Genomic DNA, 15,184 nt, shown 5'->3' on the forward strand with positions numbered 1-15,184 from the left:
GGAACGTGAAAGGACGGCCGGTATCGACGACATCGCCGCCGTTTGCAACGGCCAAATCTGCGGATGCAGCGATGCAGGGCGACGTGCTAAGGCATCAACGAACAACGACAAAAAATGGGAGAACTCCGCTCATGCAGATCTTGCAGCCGGCCGAATGGAAAAAACCGCGCGGCTTCTCTCACGGCGTTGTGGCAGAAGGCCCTGGCCGCTGGGTGGTTCTGGCCGGTCAGACCGGCGGCGACGAGACGGGTAGCTACGCGCCCGACATGGCGGCGCAGGTCGGAGCCGCACTGAAGCGGATCATCAAGCTTCTGGGCGAGGCGGGCGCCGGCCCCGAGCACATCGTCCGCCTGACCTGGTATCTGACCAGCCGCAGCGAATATGAAGCGGCCGTTGCCGGTATCGGCGCCGCCTGGAAGGAAACGCTGGGACGCAATTTCCCGCCTTCGACGCTGCTCTACATCGGCGGCCTCGTGGACGAGCGGGCCAAGGTCGAGATCGAGGTCACGGCGTTCGTGCCGAACGCATAAAAAAATCGATCCGGCGCGGGCGCCGGATCGATTTTATGTGGCTGTATCGGCTTAGCGCGACATGGAGATGTTGGCGCCGCGGAACTGGCTGTCCGCGCGCATGGTGACGGTCTGCTTGTTGCCGCTCGTCTTCAGCGCGATGTTGGCATTGAAGCCGGCCGCGGAGGCGACCACTTCGAAGTTCCCGCCGCCGCCGCGGCCCTGGAGCGAGCCGGAGATGTTGCGGCTGGCCTCGGACCAGCTGCCGGTGATGGCGCTGCCCTCGGCCCTGACATTGGCTCCGAGGTTGAACTTGTAGGCATCGCTGGCACAGGTCAGCGACATTTCCATGGTCGGGCCGATCGGGGCGTATTTGGCACGGCAGCGGATCCGCTCGGTCGAACCGTCGTCCAGCGTGACGACGCCGCCGCCGCTCCAGCTTCCTGCCATCGGGGCAAACGGACCGGACTGGGCCTTGCTTTCAGAGTTGGCGATCCCTGCCGCAAACAAAACGGCGGCCGCAATCAGCAGCCGCCGGTTCCGGGCGCGAGCCACACTTGGTTTACTGGCGCGATGCTTCCCACCGCCCGCTGCACGGTATGCCTGCAGATGCTCCATTCCACTTCCCCGATCCGGCGTTGCCGTTGAGTTGACCGTTGGCATATGCACCATTGATCGAAACTTTCACAAGTCCCCCGCTACCGATGGTGCCGGAAACGTTAGCGCCGGGCGCGGTGATCCTGCCGTCGGCAACTGTCAGCATGGAGCTTGCGGTCGGCTCGCAGGTGCCGCTCTTGGTGACGATGATGACCTGCCAGTTGCCGTCATAGGGGCTCTGGGCGAGGGCGGGAGCGGCGAGGGTGCCAGTCAAAACTGAAGCGGCACAGAACGCCGCGATGCGACCAAAACGCATGAATTCCGTCCTTGAATTTGTCTGATATGCTGACGCTTATTCGGACGAAATGTGACGGAAATTTGTTGCAATGCCAAACTGAAAATTGTTCCTGTGGAAACAATGGTTTATTTGCGTTCCCAACTCCAATTTTCGAAGCGGAATCAAGGCCCCTTCACGTTAAGGGTAAACGTCAGGAGAGACTCGGTGCAGAGGTCGCGAACTGCTCGTCCTGAGTCTTGGACGGCAGCGCCTTGTGGACCTTGGCATAATCGATCACGTCGGCCAGTAATTTGAGGCCGAGCGGAGCGAGCGCGCGCTCCCAGAGCTCGCGGGCGGTCTCGCCCTTCTTGACGAAGCACCAGTCCTGGGCGGCGATGGCGCCCGCGTCCATGCGGTCGGCGAGATGATAGATCGTGCCGCCGGCGATCGGATCGCCTTCCTTGATGGTCCATTCCACGGCGGCCTTGCCGCGGTGACGCGGCAGCAGCGAGGGGTGATAGCCGATCCCGCCGAACTTGGCGGCGGCGAGCGCGTCCTTGCCGATCCGGGCGTGGCTGTGCGCCGTGATGATCAGATCGGTATCGGGGGCAATCTCGGAGGCCACCACCAGCTTCGGATTGGCCTGGACCGCGACCTCGATGCCGGCCGCCTTGGCGGTCGCGGCGAGCCGATCCTCGGCATCGGCGACGACGACCCGGACAATCGAGACGCCATGCTCCCGGAGCATGTTCAGGGTGGTCACGCCGAAATGGCGGGAGCCGACGAGGGTAATGCGCATGGGTGTCCGATCCGGTCTCGCAACTGCGTCATCCCCCGATAACACGTCCGGACGCCCTGTCACCCCCCGCAGCGCGTTTGCGCCGGTTATCAACAATGTGCCGGCGCGGGGCGCGATGATTCCGCGATTGCGCGGGCGGCCGTTCCGGTGCTCCATAGGCGCGTTGCACGGCTCGGGAGCGAGTGCATGCGAGGCGCCTGGCTTTTCCTTTTCGCGACACTGGTTGTGGCCCCTGCGGCCCATGCCGGCGGGCCATACCCCGCTGTGCCGCCCGAGACCGGGGGCGCGCCGTTCGTGGGGCCGACCTGGGACGCCTATCGTTGCGCCGAGGGGCCGGTCACCAATTTCTATCACGGTGCCTATTACGGTGAGGAGCCGCCGGCGCTCTATCGCGGCTACGCGTACCGGCCCTACTATCGCTACAGCGCCTATCGCAGATATCCGCGCACCTATTTCTGCGTCACCGACTAGCGTTGCCGCGGCCAATATGGGCCGGCAAGCAGGCGATAAAGCCGGTTCCTGTGTTTGGTTTTTAACAGAGGAATGTCCGGCCGGCTGCTAACGTGCGCCCACCGGGGCTGGCGACATTTCAACCCGCATCCGTTTTCGAACCCGGCTTTGGCCGCTGGCGTCATCGCCAGCGGCCTTTTCGTGCCACGCATCACGAAATCATCGCATGGTAACACGATCTCAACCAGCCCAGCGTATCGACGAATCCGTCGCGGATTTGTATTGCGTACCGCGACACCGAAATTGTCCCGCCGGCCCTTGTGCGCCGCGCGGGCCTTTTTCGCCAGGACAAATTTCATGCCGAGCGCAATTGAGCAGATCGTCGACACCTATGTGCGGCTGAAGAACCGGCGCGGGCTCGACGAGCTGATGATGCACAGGCAGCGCCTTGCGGTCGATCTGAAGAGCAGGTCCGGCTATGATTTCAGCCTGCCGATCGGCCAGATCGACGAGGAGATCGCGATCATCGAGGCTGGCCTCAGCCGGCTCAAGGCGGAGAATTCCAAAACGGTCTAGCGGGGGAGGCGGGCGCTCGCGAGGATTGGGGACGACGCATCGTCGCAGTCCGAGACCGGTTCATGCATGGTTCAGGCCGGCCATGTCTTAATCCCCGGGTCGTTTCGTGGGACACGAATCCTGCTAGGCTTGTCCCCGTGATTTTGGAGGAGACGTCATGATCGAGCTTGCGCTGGCTGGCCTGCTGGCATTTGCAACCGTGCCTGCGGCATCGCCTGAGCCCATGGTGGAGCAAGTTCAGTTCAGGGCTGCTCCGGGCGGACGATGCCCGGACGGCTATGATTACAACCACTCGAACGGCCGCTGCTACCCCAACGACTATCATGCGCCGGGTGTCTACACGCGGAATCCCGGGCCGCACGAATACTACGGACGCCAACGCGGCGGCGGCCTCTGTCCGCACGGTTACGACTACAATTACTCGAACGGCAGCTGCTATCCGAACGGGGCGCACGGGCCCGGCGCTTACGGGCGTCCCGAAGCCTATGGACGACGCGGCGGGCTCTGTCCGGACGGCTACGATTACAACTATTCGCGCGGGCAGTGCTATCCGAACGGCGCACGCGTGCCCGGCATGTACGGGCGATAATCGATCGTCGTGGTAAGGCGGGCGCGTTCAGTCGCGCCGGCCGCCGTCGATCACCGTGAACAGCGGTCGCGCCGGGGTCGGCTCGACCAGGAGTTCCTCCACCAGCGCGGTGGCTGCATCGACATATTTGCGCGTCGGCTTGTCGAGCTCTCGTTTCGCCTCGTCGTCGAGCGCGATCTTTGCGGCTTCGACCAACTTGCGCATGCGCGCCGCATGGTCGTCGCCTGCCGTCAGCGTCGCGCGTGCCAGCGAGCGCAGCACGAACAGCTCGCCCTCGAGGCGGAGCAGGCGGTCGTTGAGCCTGGTAAGGACGGCGTTGAGGTCGGCCATGTCTGCTGTTCGGCGCGGAGGATCCGTCCTGATCTAGCGGCGATCGGTGAACGGAGTCCAAACGGCACCGGTGCAATTCGGCCGATCCTCCGGTCCGTCCCGGATGACCGGCGCGGCGCAATCGGGGAGCCGTTGACAGCCTACCACTCGACGCCGGCCCAGCGCTTGCCGAACACGGGCGGCCTCGTCTTGACGGCTTGCCAGCCGAAGAAATGATGCTTGCCGGACCAGGCGTGCACCACGCCGCTACAGATGCTGCATTTGAAGCTGCCGGTGTGGGCTTCGCTGTGCTCCTCCCTGGTCGCGGTGTAGTTCATACCGCAACCCGCACAGGTGAATTCTTCGATCGTCCAGATGCTGTTGGCCATTTGCACGGAATGCTTCTTGTTGACCTCGACCCACGGTAGTCACGGGCGTTTGCAGTGGCGTAAACCGGGGCGGGGAAATCCGGTTAACGGGCGTTAGCCAAGCCCGGCCGCCGCCATCGCGGGCCATGCGAAATCCGCGGCTTCGCAGCCGGATCAGAAGCTGCCGCTTCGCATGTCCCGGTCGATGCGCATCTGCACCCGCCTGACCGCGAGCAGCCGCAGCCTGGCTTGCACCCGTCCGGAGCGGACCCTGCCGCCAATCGCATAGGCATATTGCCAATAGCCCGGCGCGGCGTTCGGCCTCAGGGAATAGTGGATACCGCGGTGCATTCCTGCGCGTGCATCGGATTCTCCGGGAGGGTCTGTCATCGTCTTTCGAATGCGGAATGGCCCGATGTGTTCCTAATCGTGGGCCCCGGCAGTTCCAGTCGCCTTGACGCCGGATGCGTTGCTGGCAATAACGGCTAGGCCTCGCAAGCACCGGAAGTTGCGTTCATGCCGCAAGGAAAGCAGTGCCCGTGAAAAGTCTCCGTCAGCTCCTGACGGGAGAGGATGTCATCCAGCTCGTGATCCGGCTCGGCCTGCTCGCCCTGCTGATCATCTGGACCTTCCTGATCATCCGCCCGTTCGTGCCGATCCTGGCCTGGAGCGGTGTGCTCGCGGTCGCGTTCTATCCGGCCTTCAGCTGGGTCGCAAAAATCCTCGGCGGCCGGCCCAAGACCGCAGCAGTGATCCTGACCCTCATCACGCTCGGCATCGTCATTGGCCCGGCAACCTGGCTCGGCATCAGCGCGGTGGACGGCGTGCGCGAACTGGCGCGTCAGCTCGGCACCGGCGATCTGGCGCTTCAGGCCGCGCCCGAGCAGCTCAAATCATGGCCGCTCGTCGGTCCCTGGCTGTTTGAGCTCTGGGACCAGGCCTACACCAACGTCCGCGCGGTGGTGCGCGAGGTGGCGCCGTATCTGCAGCCGCTGGCGGGCCCGCTGCTCTCGCTCGCAGGCGATGCCGGCGTCGGCACGCTGCAATTTCTGGTCTCGGTGTTCGTGGCCGGCTTTTTGTTTCCGCACGGGCCGAGGCTGGTCGCGGCCGGCCGCGGTTTCCTGTTTCGCATCGTGCCCGAGCAGAGCGAGCATTTCCTGTCGCTCGCGGGCGCGACCATCCGCGCGGTGGCGCAGGGCGTGATCGGCGTCGCGATCGTGCAGGCGCTGCTCGCCGGCATCGGCTTCAAGCTCGCCGCCGTGCCGAGTGCCGGCCTTCTCGCCTTCATCGTGCTGCTGCTCTCGATCGTGCAGATCGGCGCCTTCCTCGTGCTGCTGCCGGTGATCATCTGGATCTGGACCGCCAAGGACGTCACCACGGCGCTGCTGCTCACCGTGTTTCTCGTCGTCGTCGGCTTCCTCGACACCATGTTGAAGCCGCTCGTGATGGGGCGTGGCCTGACCACGCCGACCATCGTGATCTTCGTCGGCGTGATCGGCGGCACGCTGGCCCACGGCATCGTCGGCCTGTTCATCGGCCCGATCATCCTGTCGGTGGCCTGGGAGATGATGATGGCGTGGATCAGGACTGAGGATCGGACGGGGGCGGGCGCGGGCGAAGGCTGATCGCGCCTCGAACGGCGCGATCTTTCCGCCGTGTCGCGCCAGGACCCGAGGGATCGCGGCCTGTGATCAAAACGTGCCGGGAACTTGTCTGTTCGACTAGACAAGTTACGATTGGGACGATTCTGGTTTCAATGACGGCAGCAATGGCGAAGTCTTCCAAACTGGTTGCCGCGCGGCGCGGCAAGGTCTTGTTGGTCAGACGCCGGTCGGACGGCCTGTGGATGTTCCCGGGCGGCCGCAAGCGCGCGCGCGAGTCCGACAAGGACTGCCTGCGGCGTGAGATCAGGGAGGAGCTGCCCAAGCTGAAACTCGGCAGGATCAGCCTCTGGAAGGAAGTGACGGCGAGGAACAAGCGCTCCGGCCGCAAGATGAGCGACGCGATCTTCATCGCCAAGACTGCCAAAGGCAGGCTGGCGATCGGCGACAAGAAGGAGATCGACCGCGCCGCCTGGCAGAAGCCGCGCGGCATCCGCCTGACGCCGACCTCGCGCTATATCCGCGACCGCCTGTTTCCGAGGAAGCAGAGGCGGAAGGCGAGCTAGTCCTCGCGTCCCGCCGATCGCGTCCGTCCGGCGAACCTCCTCGACTGCGCCCCCTGCGGTTCGGGCGCAGCAAGCTTCGCGGCCTCGGCCTCGCGCATCTCCTTGCGGACCTTGCGCGCATCGCGCATCGCGCGCTTGACGAAGGGATGTTGGGAATCCTCAGCGAAGAACAGCACCACTTCGCAGCTCGGACATTGCCTGGAATAGCCGTCCTGCAACCGCCCGGCGCGATCGCGAAACACGTTCTTGCACCGCGTGCACTGAATCTGGATTGAACTCATGCGCGCGCAACAATGGCTTTGGGAAATGGATCGTCAGCTGATCCCAAATGTCTGAAGAAAGCCTGAATGACTTCGTGGTCGGATGCTCGCAGACCGCGCGGGCACGCGCCACCGGCCGGCGGTGGAAGAGGCCGGTTGGAACAGCCGGTCAGTCGCTATTGCTTGGCCGCCATCGTGTCCAGGCACTGGTTGAGAAAGGCGGTGCGATCCCTGGGCAGCACCTTCTCGAGATCCGCCTTCAGCGCGCATTCGCGCTGGCGCAACTGCTCGGCCCGGCGCTTCTCGGCCGCCTCGCGGAATTCGGGAGCAACCTTGTTGGGATCGACCAGCGGCTGTGAGCGGGCGGGAGCCGTCGCAAGCAGTGCAATGGCGGCGATGAAAAAGATTGGTTTCAAATGAGCCTCCGTAAAAGAGGCATCCTAGCGCGCGACGGATGCGCGCTCAAACCGGGGAACGCGGTACCCCGTTCCGGCGTGATGGGCCTCGCGGGCGAACCTCCGCCGGCGGCTTAGGAACGATTGGGCACGGCAAGCGTCGAATCCAGGCTCCCGGCCCATCCCCAAGCCCCAAAGCCCCCGGCCGTGAGAAAACCCTCCCCACGAAGGTTGGCGACCTCGGTGTCACCGAGGTCGTTTGTTTGGCGTGTGTGAACCAGTTCACAAGCGCGCGGTGAGATCGCTGCTATGAAGACGTCATTGCTTGACCAGTTCATTTTGCTCGAAACGCCCCAGCGTGGCTCCAAGCGCTGGGGTTTTTCGTTTCTCCCCGTGCGCAGAATGTTTACAATCGCGCCAAGCGTCGCATCGACAGACGCAGATTCCGCGCCGCGCTAGTTCCGGCCCGAGATCGATCAACAGCCAAATTGTCGGGATCGCGGTGCCGCGCCGAACGTTGCCACCAGGCGTGCGTTCACCGGTCAAATCCCATATGCATGGCGAGAAGTCGCCGAATCGGAATGAGGGCGGCTGGCGTTCAGTTGACGACGGCTTACGACCAGAAACGGATTCAAGTGAGGCTTACCAAAAAGGCGCGGGTGGCCAAGACGCCGCCGAAGAAGACGTCACCGATCAAGACGTCATCGAAGAAGGCGTCGGCGAACAAGTCATCGCCACGCAAGGCGCTGCCAAACAAGACGTCGTCAAGGAAGAGCAAGGAGGCGCCGCGCGCCGCGATCTCGTCCTCGTCGCCCCTCGGCGTGCTGGCTCTCCATCTGCTTGCCCAATGGAAGCAGTCCGGACCCAGCGGCATCGTTTTTCTCGCCGAGAGCGAGAACAGGGCGGAGCGGCTCGGCAGTGTCATCCACGCGCTCGACCCCTCCTGCGAGGTCCTGGTATTTCCGCGATTGAACACTCTGCCGTTCGATCAGCTGGAGCCGTCGCACGAGCTGGCGGGGCGCAGAGCCTCCGTCCTGAGGCGCATCGCGAAATCCAAGAAGCCACTCTTTCTCGTCTCGACCGCAGAAGCCGTGATGGAGCGACTGCCGCCGCCGGCGAGCCTGTCGCGCCTGAGCGTCAGCCTGAAGGTGGGCGGCTCGTTCTCCGAGCAAGACCTCGAGACGCGCCTTGAAGCCCTTGGATACGACCTCGACGACGAGCCCGACTATCCGGGCGGGGCGCTGTTCCACGGACAGACCTTCGAGATATTTCCAGCGGGCGCGCTGGGCCCGTTCCGGATCGAGCATTCGGATCGCACGATCAGGCGGATCGTGGCGTTCGATCCGAACGAGCACAGGATCATCTTCGAGACCAAGGAGCTTGTCGTCGATCCCATGTCGGAGCGGCTTGGCCTTGCCGGCAAACGCAGCAAGCGCGCGAGCCTGTTCGACTATTGCGGGCGCGCCAAATGGATCGCCGATGCTGGCGTGCCCGTGCACGCCGACGGTTGGTTTGACACGATCGAGGAGGCCGCGCCTCGTGCGGAGCGTGAGCGCGAATATCTCGGACGGCGGGACTGGAAGCAGCTCTCCCGCGGCATGAAGGTGTTGCCGCGCGCGTCGTCCTTCCAGACCATCCCGGAGTTTTCGAAGCTGACATCCTCCAGGAAGGCGCTGCGTGCCTTCGTCGAGGAGACGCGCCGGGCCGGATCTCGACTGATCCTCGCCGCAGCGCATGAGGACGATCTGCGCGTGATGGAGCGGATGAGCGGCCTCAAGGCGCAGCGGTGCGAAGACTGGGACGAGGCGGTGCGCGGGCGCAGCGGGGAGGCGGCGCTGCTGGCCGACCTCGATGCCGGCTTCGTCATGCCAGGGAAGAAGCCTCTCGTCGTCGTGACCGCCTCCGACGTGCTCGGCAGCCGCGCGCATCATCCGCAGCCGATGGCGCGCGCCTGGAGCGCGGCCTTCGACCATGCCGATGTGCCCGAGCAGGGCACGGTGGTCGTCCACCTCCAGCGCGGCCTCGGCGTGCTCGACGGCCTGCAGACGGTGAACACGGGCGGCGGCGCAATGCGGGAGATGATCCGCCTGAAATTCGCCGGCGACAATGCGGTGCTGGTGCCGCCGCCTGATCTTGCCTTGATGTGGCCTTACGCAGCCGAGCTCGGCAAGCTCGCGCTCGACAAGGCGGACGGCAGCACCTGGTGGGCGCGCCGCGGTGAGGCCGAGCGCGAGATCCAGATCGCCGGCAAGGCGCTGGCCAAGCACATCAGCCAGCGCCGCAAGCGGCGCGGCGACAAGCTGGTTCCGCCGGGATCGGCCTATGAGAAGTTCGTCGCGCGCTTCCCTTACTTCACGACCATCGACCAGGCCAAGGCGATCGCCGACGTGCTGGACGATCTTGCCTCCGGCCACCCGATGGACCGGGTGATCTGCGGCGACGTCGGCTTTGGCAAGACCGAGGTGGCGCTGCGTGCGGCGGCCGCGGTGGTGCTGTCGGGCAAGCAGGTCGCGATCGCGGTGCCGACGACGGTGCTGGCACGGCAGCATGTGGCAACGTTCCAGAAGCGCTTTGCGCCGTTCGGCATCGAGGTGGGAAACCTGTCGCGGGCCACCTCGGGCGCGGAGCTGCGCGAGACCAAGGAGGGACTGCGCAGCGGCCGGATGAAGGTCGTGATCGGCACGCAGGCGCTCGGTGGCAAGGACGTCAGGTTCGACGATCTCGGTCTCGTCATCATCGACGAGGAGCAGCATTTTGGCGCGGCCGAGAAGGCCAAGCTCTCCGGCCTCGCCAAGAACGTCCATGTGCTGATGATGAGCGCGACGCCGATCCCGCGCACGCTCGCCGCGGGCCTCGCCGGCTTCCGCGACCTCAGCGTGATCGCTTCGCCCCCGGTGCACCGGCTGCCGGTCGCGACCCGGATCGCGCCGCTGTCGGATGCGGCGATTGCCTCGGCGCTGCTGCGCGAGCAGCGTCGCCACGGCCAGAGTTTCCTGATCTGCCCACGCATCCAGGATCTCGATCCGATGCTGGCGCGGGTGCAGGCGGTGGCGCCTGATTTGCGCATCGTCTGCCTGCACGGCCGATTGGCGGCCGACGAGATCGACGATCGCATGATGAGCTTCGTCGAGGGCCGGGCCGACGTCCTGCTCGCGACCAACATCGTTGAGAGCGGCCTCGACATTCCCCGTGCCAACACCATCGTGGTCTGCTGGCCGGAGAAGTTCGGCCTTGCCCAGCTGCATCAGCTGCGGGGTCGGGTCGGGCGCGGCGGCATTCGCGCCTTCGCGCATCTGTTGACCGAGACGCAGTCCGGACAATCCGAGAAGCGGCTGGCCGTGCTCGAGGAGTTCAGCCGGCCCGGCGCCGGCTTTGCCATCAGCGAGCGCGACCTCGATCTGCGAGGCGCGGGCGACCTGTTCTCGGAGCTACAATCCGGCCACGTCCATGTGTTCGGCCCCGTGCTCTACAGCCATCTTCTGAAGATGGCCTCGGAGAAGCTCGACGAGGGGCAGGCGGTGTGGGTGCCGGACCTGAACCTTCCGGTCGCGGACATGCTGCCCGAGACCTATGTGCAGTCCGAGCCGGTGCGCCTCGAACTCTATGCGCGCGCCGCAAGATGCACGGATGAAGACGACCTCGAAGACCTCGAGGAGGAAACCTCCCGCCGCTTCGGCCCGCTGCCGAAGGTCGCGCGCGACTTCTTCGCAGCAGCAAGGCTCAGGCTCGAATGCAAGCGCCGAGGCATCATCCGCCTCGACGTCGGCCCTGAAGCTGCGGCCGCAACGTTCCTGCCGGGACGCCTGCGGAAGTCGAAGGGACGGTCGCTGCAGCGCGACGGCGACCGCGTGGTCCATCACGCCAAGATGCAGGACGCGCCGTTCGAGCGGGTGGAGGAGTTGTTCGAGGTGCTGGACGAGGGGTAGGGCTCGCGCGTTCGTCAGCGCGAACAACTGCCAATTCGTAGCGGGATCCCTGTTCCACCCTTATAGTTAATTGGGGCGTGGCGAAGGAGATTGTCCGATGTCACATGCCATTCCTCCGATCATCGCGATTGTCGCAAGCTCGTGTCTGTTGGCCCTGGTGCAAGCAGGCGGCGCAAATGCCGGGTCGGCAGGAGCGGGCATGGGAACGGGGCCGGGGAGCGCTGGCGGCTCGGCGCCTTCTGGAATGGGGACGAGTGCGGGCAATGCTGGTCCTTCCGCACCCGCGGGGATGGGGACAAAGGACAGCGCCGCCGGCGGAGATCTGGGCACCAACAGCCAACCGACCAATCCGAACGTTCAGCCCGCCACGCCCGCGAGGTCGCGGGCGGCAGCTCAGGCCGCGAGAAATGCCGGGGCTGGTCACGCTCAAAATGGCCTGCCGATCGGCGCGATCGGGAGCGGCACGAGCAACGAGGATCAAACGGCCACCGGTTCGGCGTCCTCCCAAAACAGACCCCGGCCGGCAACACAGGCTCAGGGAAACAGCGGCGTTGGTTCGGTTGGTCTGTCAGGGAGAGGCTCGAGCCTTTCGGACCAGCGAGCCGCACGAGTCGGAGACAAGGTGCTGGACGCCAAGGCCCAGGTCGAGCGGCGAACGACCGTGTCGCGCAAACGCGCTACGAGCCCGATAGGACCAGGTTTGTAATCTGCGAGCGAAGGGCGAACAGGGTAGACTCGGTGCATCGCGCTCTACCACTGCCCGATGCGGGACGCGCCGTTCGAGCAGGTGGAGGGGTTCGAGCTGCTGGACGGGGGATAGGGCGCCATTGGAAAAATGCGAAAACAACCCCATGCACAGTAGCTAAGTGCTGCTGGCACAAGGTGTTTTGAATCCGGCGGCAACGCTCGTTTGCTGCGTCGGGCAAAACAGGGGTCCATGTTCGGAAAACCCGCGGGTCAGGATGCTGACTTAGGAACGGCTGCCGTAGGGTGAGCAAAGGCGCAAAGTGCCGTGCCCACCATGCATCCAAGCCCGGCGATCGAAGTGGTGGGCAGGCTTTCGCTTTTCCCCCTACGGCAATGTCAGCGTAGCGCCTCTGCTCTTCGCACGGTCCCCCGTAGTCGGCCGGGGTCGGCGTGCTCGGCCGCTAACGTGGAATTAATCAGAAATGCTCACAATTTGAGGCAGTTGTGTAAGGGTGCTGCGTACAAGGGGTCGTCGCGAGGACGGTCCAGGGGCGGTTTCCTGTTGCTCGCTCACTGGGGTCAATGCAGATGACCACGACCTTCGAAATGCAAAGCTTCGCCGAAGAACTCGACGCTGCAGCCCTTGCAGCCGCCGCAGCGGAGCAGGAAACCCCGGTTCCGATCAAGCAGTCCAGCCGGAAATCGGTCCTGACCCTTGCGGTGTGCGCCCTGGCCATCAACGGCGCGGCGGCCATCTACACCTCGCCGACCGATTTTCGGTCGCTGAGCGTCGACAGCCTGGCGCAACTGCTTCCACGTCTGCAAACGTCCGTGCCGAAACCGGATCCCGTGGTCGCGGCCTTGAAGGACATTCAGGCGGCCCAGCAGCAACACACCGCGTTGCTGCAACAGAACAATCAGGCATCCGACCAGAACTCGGTTTTGCTGCAGCAGGATTCAATGGTGCTGCTGTCGCTGCGGCAGAGCATCACGGAGGAGCGGGTCGACGTGAGGAAGATCTCGTCGCAGTTGTCCACGCTGATGGCGAAGATCGATACGCTGCAAAACACGGTGACGTCGGACGTCACCTCGTCCGTCCGGCGCGCGCATGCGCGCTACGGACTGCCCGCCGCGATGCGCAAGCGGATGGTAAGGGACGTTCGGGAAGTAAAGCCCCTGGGTCCCGTTTCGGTCGGAGGCGCGCCGCTGACGGTGCCGGCTGCGACGGCGGCTCCGGAAAGCTGACGACCGCAACTTCCGGATGGGCCGAGGCCCCGGATTGGCCGTCAGGTCTGTCAGTCCGTCACTTCGGGGCGTGGTCGATCTTGTGCTGCAGATGCCCGGTGTCGTGATCGCGACGCAACTGGCTCAGCGACGTCTCGTTCAGCTGAAGCAGGACCTCGCTAAGCTGCGTCGTATCGGGATAGCCGGCCGCAAAACCCTTCCCGTAAATCTTGCGCAACGTGCCGACCAGCGTGTTGCCGTGCTTCTTGCCGATCGCGCCATCCTTGTCGCGGTGGCGGCTATCCAGGCCATGTTCCTTCATGTGGCTCTCCCTGTGCGGCGTCTTGAGCGCCTGGACAGAGCGTGCTCCCAAACGAGTTGACTGGCAATGGCATCGCGCGCGGCAGTTGAGGGCCGGCTTGCACCGCCGCAATGGCCCGCGCTTCTCTCCTGCTTGTGAAGCCGCAATCGGTTGTGGCGAGCCGATCGGCGCATCAGATGACAACGGGCGATTGCTCGGTTGGAGTTGCTGCGATGCGCGCGCTTGTTGCCATGGGTCTGTTGCTGGTGCTCTGCACCTCTGCAAACGCCGCAAATGGGCATCACCCCCGCGCACGCCAGCCTGCGGTGGACCAGCCCCGCGCGAATGCTGGTTCGCCGGCGCGCTTTGCCGTCCCTGGCTGGAGCGACGAAGCAACGCAGCGCTGGCTGAACAACGCCTCGTCAAACGTCGGCCGCGGCGGATAGCCGGGGAAAGGGGCGATGGTCTTGTTCAGTTGAGCCCGCAGCACTTCTTGTATTTCTTGCCGGAGCCGCACGGGCATGGGTCGTTGCGGCCGACCTTTTTGCCGGGAGCTGCGTCGGCCCTTGGGTCGATGCCTTGAACCGGCTGGTAGTTGGCAAGACGCCATTCGTTGAGGATGACGACGAAGTCGCCGATCATGTCAGGTGCAGCGGTCAGGATGGGATCGTCGAGCTTGGCGTCCTTGTCGCCCCGGGCGATCTCGGCGAGCAGTAGCATACCGCTCATCGCCGCCGCCGTATCGGCATCGGCGTCGAGCAGCTCTTTCCAGGCCGCCGGGCGCAGCGCGACGGCCTTCTCGAAGCCCGACATCCAGATTTCCCAGATCACGTCGTCATTGCCGGTGTCGACCGTGAACAGCGGACCGTAGCGCTCCGGGCGTTCCATCAGGGTGCGCGCGACGTCGTTGTAGTGCGCCATGACGAGACCGAGAACTCGATTGGCATGATCGAGATTCTCGAAGACGGGAGTCTGGTCCGCGCTGTTCTCGTGCCAGACGACGGGAAGCCAGTCGTTGGGCCTGATCAGCTCCGGGCAGGTCAGCAACCCCGCGATGAAGCCATCAAGCTCGTCGAGCAGCATGGCGTCCTCGCCGAGGGCGAGCAGTTCTTTCTCAAGCTGCTTGTCGCGGCGCGATGGTCCGGACATGGCGTCTTTAAGATCGTGCCGAAGGCAGGGAAGCTAAGCTGCTTGCTCCTCGAACGAGGTGTACACCCGGCCGGCGGGATCAACGACCTGAACGTCCCAGCACCCGTCCTCGATAAGCTCTTTGGCTTTCTTGAGGGCGGCGGCGAGTGACAGCCGCTTGAGACTGACGACGCCTGCCGTGTCGAAACCGTTGATTTCAAACATGCCGTTCCTCCGGTTTTGATGAATCCTACACGTTTCCGGCGGGTTGTCAGCGGGTTTTTGGGGGGCTGGGGCGAAGGACAAGCTCAGAACACCTCGCCGTATCGGCAGACCGCGGCCTCCCGCGGGTGCGTTGCCAATGGAGCTAACCGGCCGCCGCGCGTCGCAGGTGTGGAGGGACGGGGATGGGACGATGCTCTTCCTCGGCGGCCTCGATCCAACACGCGATTGCATCCTGTACGTTCCGCACGGCCTCGAATTCGGTAGCGCCGTCGGACATGCAGCCGGGAAGGTCGGGCACGGTCGCAACAAATCCGCCGCCGTCTTCCTCCGTCAGCGGCTCGATAATGATCTTGTAGTGCGGACGCTCGCCCATGTGGTCTCAATCTCGCAGGAAGGC

General features: G+C 64.6%; 20 protein-coding genes. 8 read left to right on the top strand and 12 right to left on the bottom strand.

The window, feature by feature from the left end:
- Nucleotides 1-131: 131 nt before the first annotated feature.
- Nucleotides 132-530 carry a RidA family protein gene (locus AABA86_RS20345; RefSeq protein WP_212249570.1) on the top strand — a complete coding sequence of 133 codons (399 nt, stop codon included), beginning with the start codon at nt 132-134 and terminating at the stop codon, nt 528-530.
- A gap of 51 nt (nt 531-581) precedes the next feature.
- Here the strand turns inward: AABA86_RS20345 and AABA86_RS20350 are convergent, their stop codons facing one another.
- The 3 genes from AABA86_RS20350 to AABA86_RS20360 all read right to left on the bottom strand — a co-directional run bounded on the left by AABA86_RS20350 (nt 582) and on the right by AABA86_RS20360 (nt 2,182).
- A complete protein-coding gene (locus AABA86_RS20350; protein ID WP_212249568.1) occupies nt 582-1,127 on the bottom strand; it encodes a hypothetical protein in 546 nt (181 codons plus the stop codon).
- Nucleotides 1,072-1,422, bottom strand: a complete 351-nt coding sequence (locus AABA86_RS20355) for a hypothetical protein (protein WP_212249566.1) — start codon at nt 1,420-1,422, stop codon at nt 1,072-1,074. The genes AABA86_RS20350 and AABA86_RS20355 overlap by 56 nt, the downstream gene beginning before the upstream one ends.
- Before the next feature lie 172 nt (nt 1,423-1,594).
- A complete protein-coding gene (locus AABA86_RS20360) occupies nt 1,595-2,182 on the bottom strand; it encodes a formyltransferase family protein (RefSeq protein ID WP_212249564.1) in 588 nt (195 codons plus the stop codon).
- 186 nt (nt 2,183-2,368) lie between these two features.
- On the opposite strand from AABA86_RS20360, the gene AABA86_RS20365 reads away from it, so the two are divergent.
- The 3 genes from AABA86_RS20365 to AABA86_RS20375 all read left to right on the top strand — a co-directional run bounded on the left by AABA86_RS20365 (nt 2,369) and on the right by AABA86_RS20375 (nt 3,797).
- Entirely contained in the window at nt 2,369-2,653 is a 285-nt protein-coding gene (locus tag AABA86_RS20365; RefSeq protein ID WP_338308097.1) for a hypothetical protein, read from the top strand.
- Between the two features lie 336 nt (nt 2,654-2,989).
- Complete coding sequence (locus AABA86_RS20370) at nt 2,990-3,208, top strand: hypothetical protein (RefSeq protein ID WP_212249562.1); 219 nt, start codon at nt 2,990-2,992, stop codon at nt 3,206-3,208.
- A gap of 157 nt (nt 3,209-3,365) precedes the next feature.
- Nucleotides 3,366-3,797: a hypothetical protein gene (locus tag AABA86_RS20375; RefSeq protein WP_212249561.1), complete on the top strand. Its 432-nt coding sequence runs from the start codon at nt 3,366-3,368 to the stop codon at nt 3,795-3,797.
- 27 nt (nt 3,798-3,824) lie between these two features.
- On the opposite strand, the gene AABA86_RS20380 is transcribed toward AABA86_RS20375, so the two are convergent.
- The 3 genes from AABA86_RS20380 to AABA86_RS20390 form a co-directional block, all read right to left on the bottom strand.
- Complete coding sequence (locus AABA86_RS20380) at nt 3,825-4,127, bottom strand: hypothetical protein (RefSeq protein WP_188103835.1); 303 nt, start codon at nt 4,125-4,127, stop codon at nt 3,825-3,827.
- A gap of 140 nt (nt 4,128-4,267) precedes the next feature.
- On the bottom strand, nt 4,268-4,495 hold the full coding sequence (locus AABA86_RS20385) for a hypothetical protein (RefSeq protein ID WP_212249560.1): 228 nt from the start codon (nt 4,493-4,495) through the stop codon (nt 4,268-4,270).
- Between the two features lie 153 nt (nt 4,496-4,648).
- Nucleotides 4,649-4,825, bottom strand: a complete 177-nt coding sequence (locus tag AABA86_RS20390; protein WP_212249559.1) for a hypothetical protein — start codon at nt 4,823-4,825, stop codon at nt 4,649-4,651.
- Between the two features lie 182 nt (nt 4,826-5,007).
- Here AABA86_RS20390 and AABA86_RS20395 point away from each other — a divergent pair, with 182 nt between their 5' ends.
- Together AABA86_RS20395 and AABA86_RS20400 are read left to right on the top strand one after the other, a co-directional pair.
- A complete protein-coding gene (locus AABA86_RS20395; RefSeq protein ID WP_212249558.1) occupies nt 5,008-6,099 on the top strand; it encodes an AI-2E family transporter in 1,092 nt (363 codons plus the stop codon).
- Between the two features lie 143 nt (nt 6,100-6,242).
- Entirely contained in the window at nt 6,243-6,641 is a 399-nt protein-coding gene (locus AABA86_RS20400) for an NUDIX hydrolase (protein WP_338308099.1), read from the top strand.
- Here AABA86_RS20400 and AABA86_RS20405 read toward each other — a convergent pair.
- Nucleotides 6,638-6,922 carry a hypothetical protein gene (locus tag AABA86_RS20405; protein WP_212249556.1) on the bottom strand — a complete coding sequence of 95 codons (285 nt, stop codon included), beginning with the start codon at nt 6,920-6,922 and terminating at the stop codon, nt 6,638-6,640. The two genes, AABA86_RS20400 and AABA86_RS20405, sit on opposite strands and share 4 nt — an antisense overlap.
- Before the next feature lie 155 nt (nt 6,923-7,077).
- Nucleotides 7,078-7,317 (bottom strand): hypothetical protein, encoded by a 240-nt coding sequence (locus tag AABA86_RS20410; protein WP_028144534.1) that lies wholly within the window; start codon nt 7,315-7,317, stop codon nt 7,078-7,080.
- A gap of 800 nt (nt 7,318-8,117) precedes the next feature.
- On the opposite strand from AABA86_RS20410, the gene AABA86_RS20415 reads away from it, so the two are divergent.
- Both AABA86_RS20415 and AABA86_RS20420 read left to right on the top strand, forming a co-directional pair.
- Nucleotides 8,118-11,222 (top strand): DEAD/DEAH box helicase, encoded by a 3,105-nt coding sequence (locus tag AABA86_RS20415; protein WP_338308196.1) that lies wholly within the window; start codon nt 8,118-8,120, stop codon nt 11,220-11,222.
- Nucleotides 11,223-12,491: 1,269 nt separating this feature from the next.
- Nucleotides 12,492-13,154 carry a hypothetical protein gene (locus tag AABA86_RS20420; RefSeq protein WP_338308102.1) on the top strand — a complete coding sequence of 221 codons (663 nt, stop codon included), beginning with the start codon at nt 12,492-12,494 and terminating at the stop codon, nt 13,152-13,154.
- A gap of 58 nt (nt 13,155-13,212) precedes the next feature.
- Here the strand turns inward: AABA86_RS20420 and AABA86_RS20425 are convergent, their stop codons facing one another.
- From AABA86_RS20425 to AABA86_RS20440, 4 genes are all read right to left on the bottom strand, one after another.
- Nucleotides 13,213-13,455 carry a hypothetical protein gene (locus AABA86_RS20425; protein WP_338308103.1) on the bottom strand — a complete coding sequence of 81 codons (243 nt, stop codon included), beginning with the start codon at nt 13,453-13,455 and terminating at the stop codon, nt 13,213-13,215.
- A gap of 450 nt (nt 13,456-13,905) precedes the next feature.
- Nucleotides 13,906-14,583 carry a UPF0149 family protein gene (locus AABA86_RS20430; protein WP_212249549.1) on the bottom strand — a complete coding sequence of 226 codons (678 nt, stop codon included), beginning with the start codon at nt 14,581-14,583 and terminating at the stop codon, nt 13,906-13,908.
- A gap of 33 nt (nt 14,584-14,616) precedes the next feature.
- Complete coding sequence (locus AABA86_RS20435) at nt 14,617-14,787, bottom strand: hypothetical protein (RefSeq protein ID WP_212249548.1); 171 nt, start codon at nt 14,785-14,787, stop codon at nt 14,617-14,619.
- Nucleotides 14,788-14,929: 142 nt separating this feature from the next.
- On the bottom strand, nt 14,930-15,160 hold the full coding sequence (locus AABA86_RS20440; RefSeq protein WP_212249547.1) for a type II toxin-antitoxin system HicB family antitoxin: 231 nt from the start codon (nt 15,158-15,160) through the stop codon (nt 14,930-14,932).
- Between the last annotated feature and the right edge of the window lie 24 nt (nt 15,161-15,184).

Source organism: Bradyrhizobium sp. TM233 (assembly GCF_036247965.1).
Taxonomy (GTDB): Bacteria; Pseudomonadota; Alphaproteobacteria; order Rhizobiales; family Xanthobacteraceae; genus Bradyrhizobium; species Bradyrhizobium ottawaense.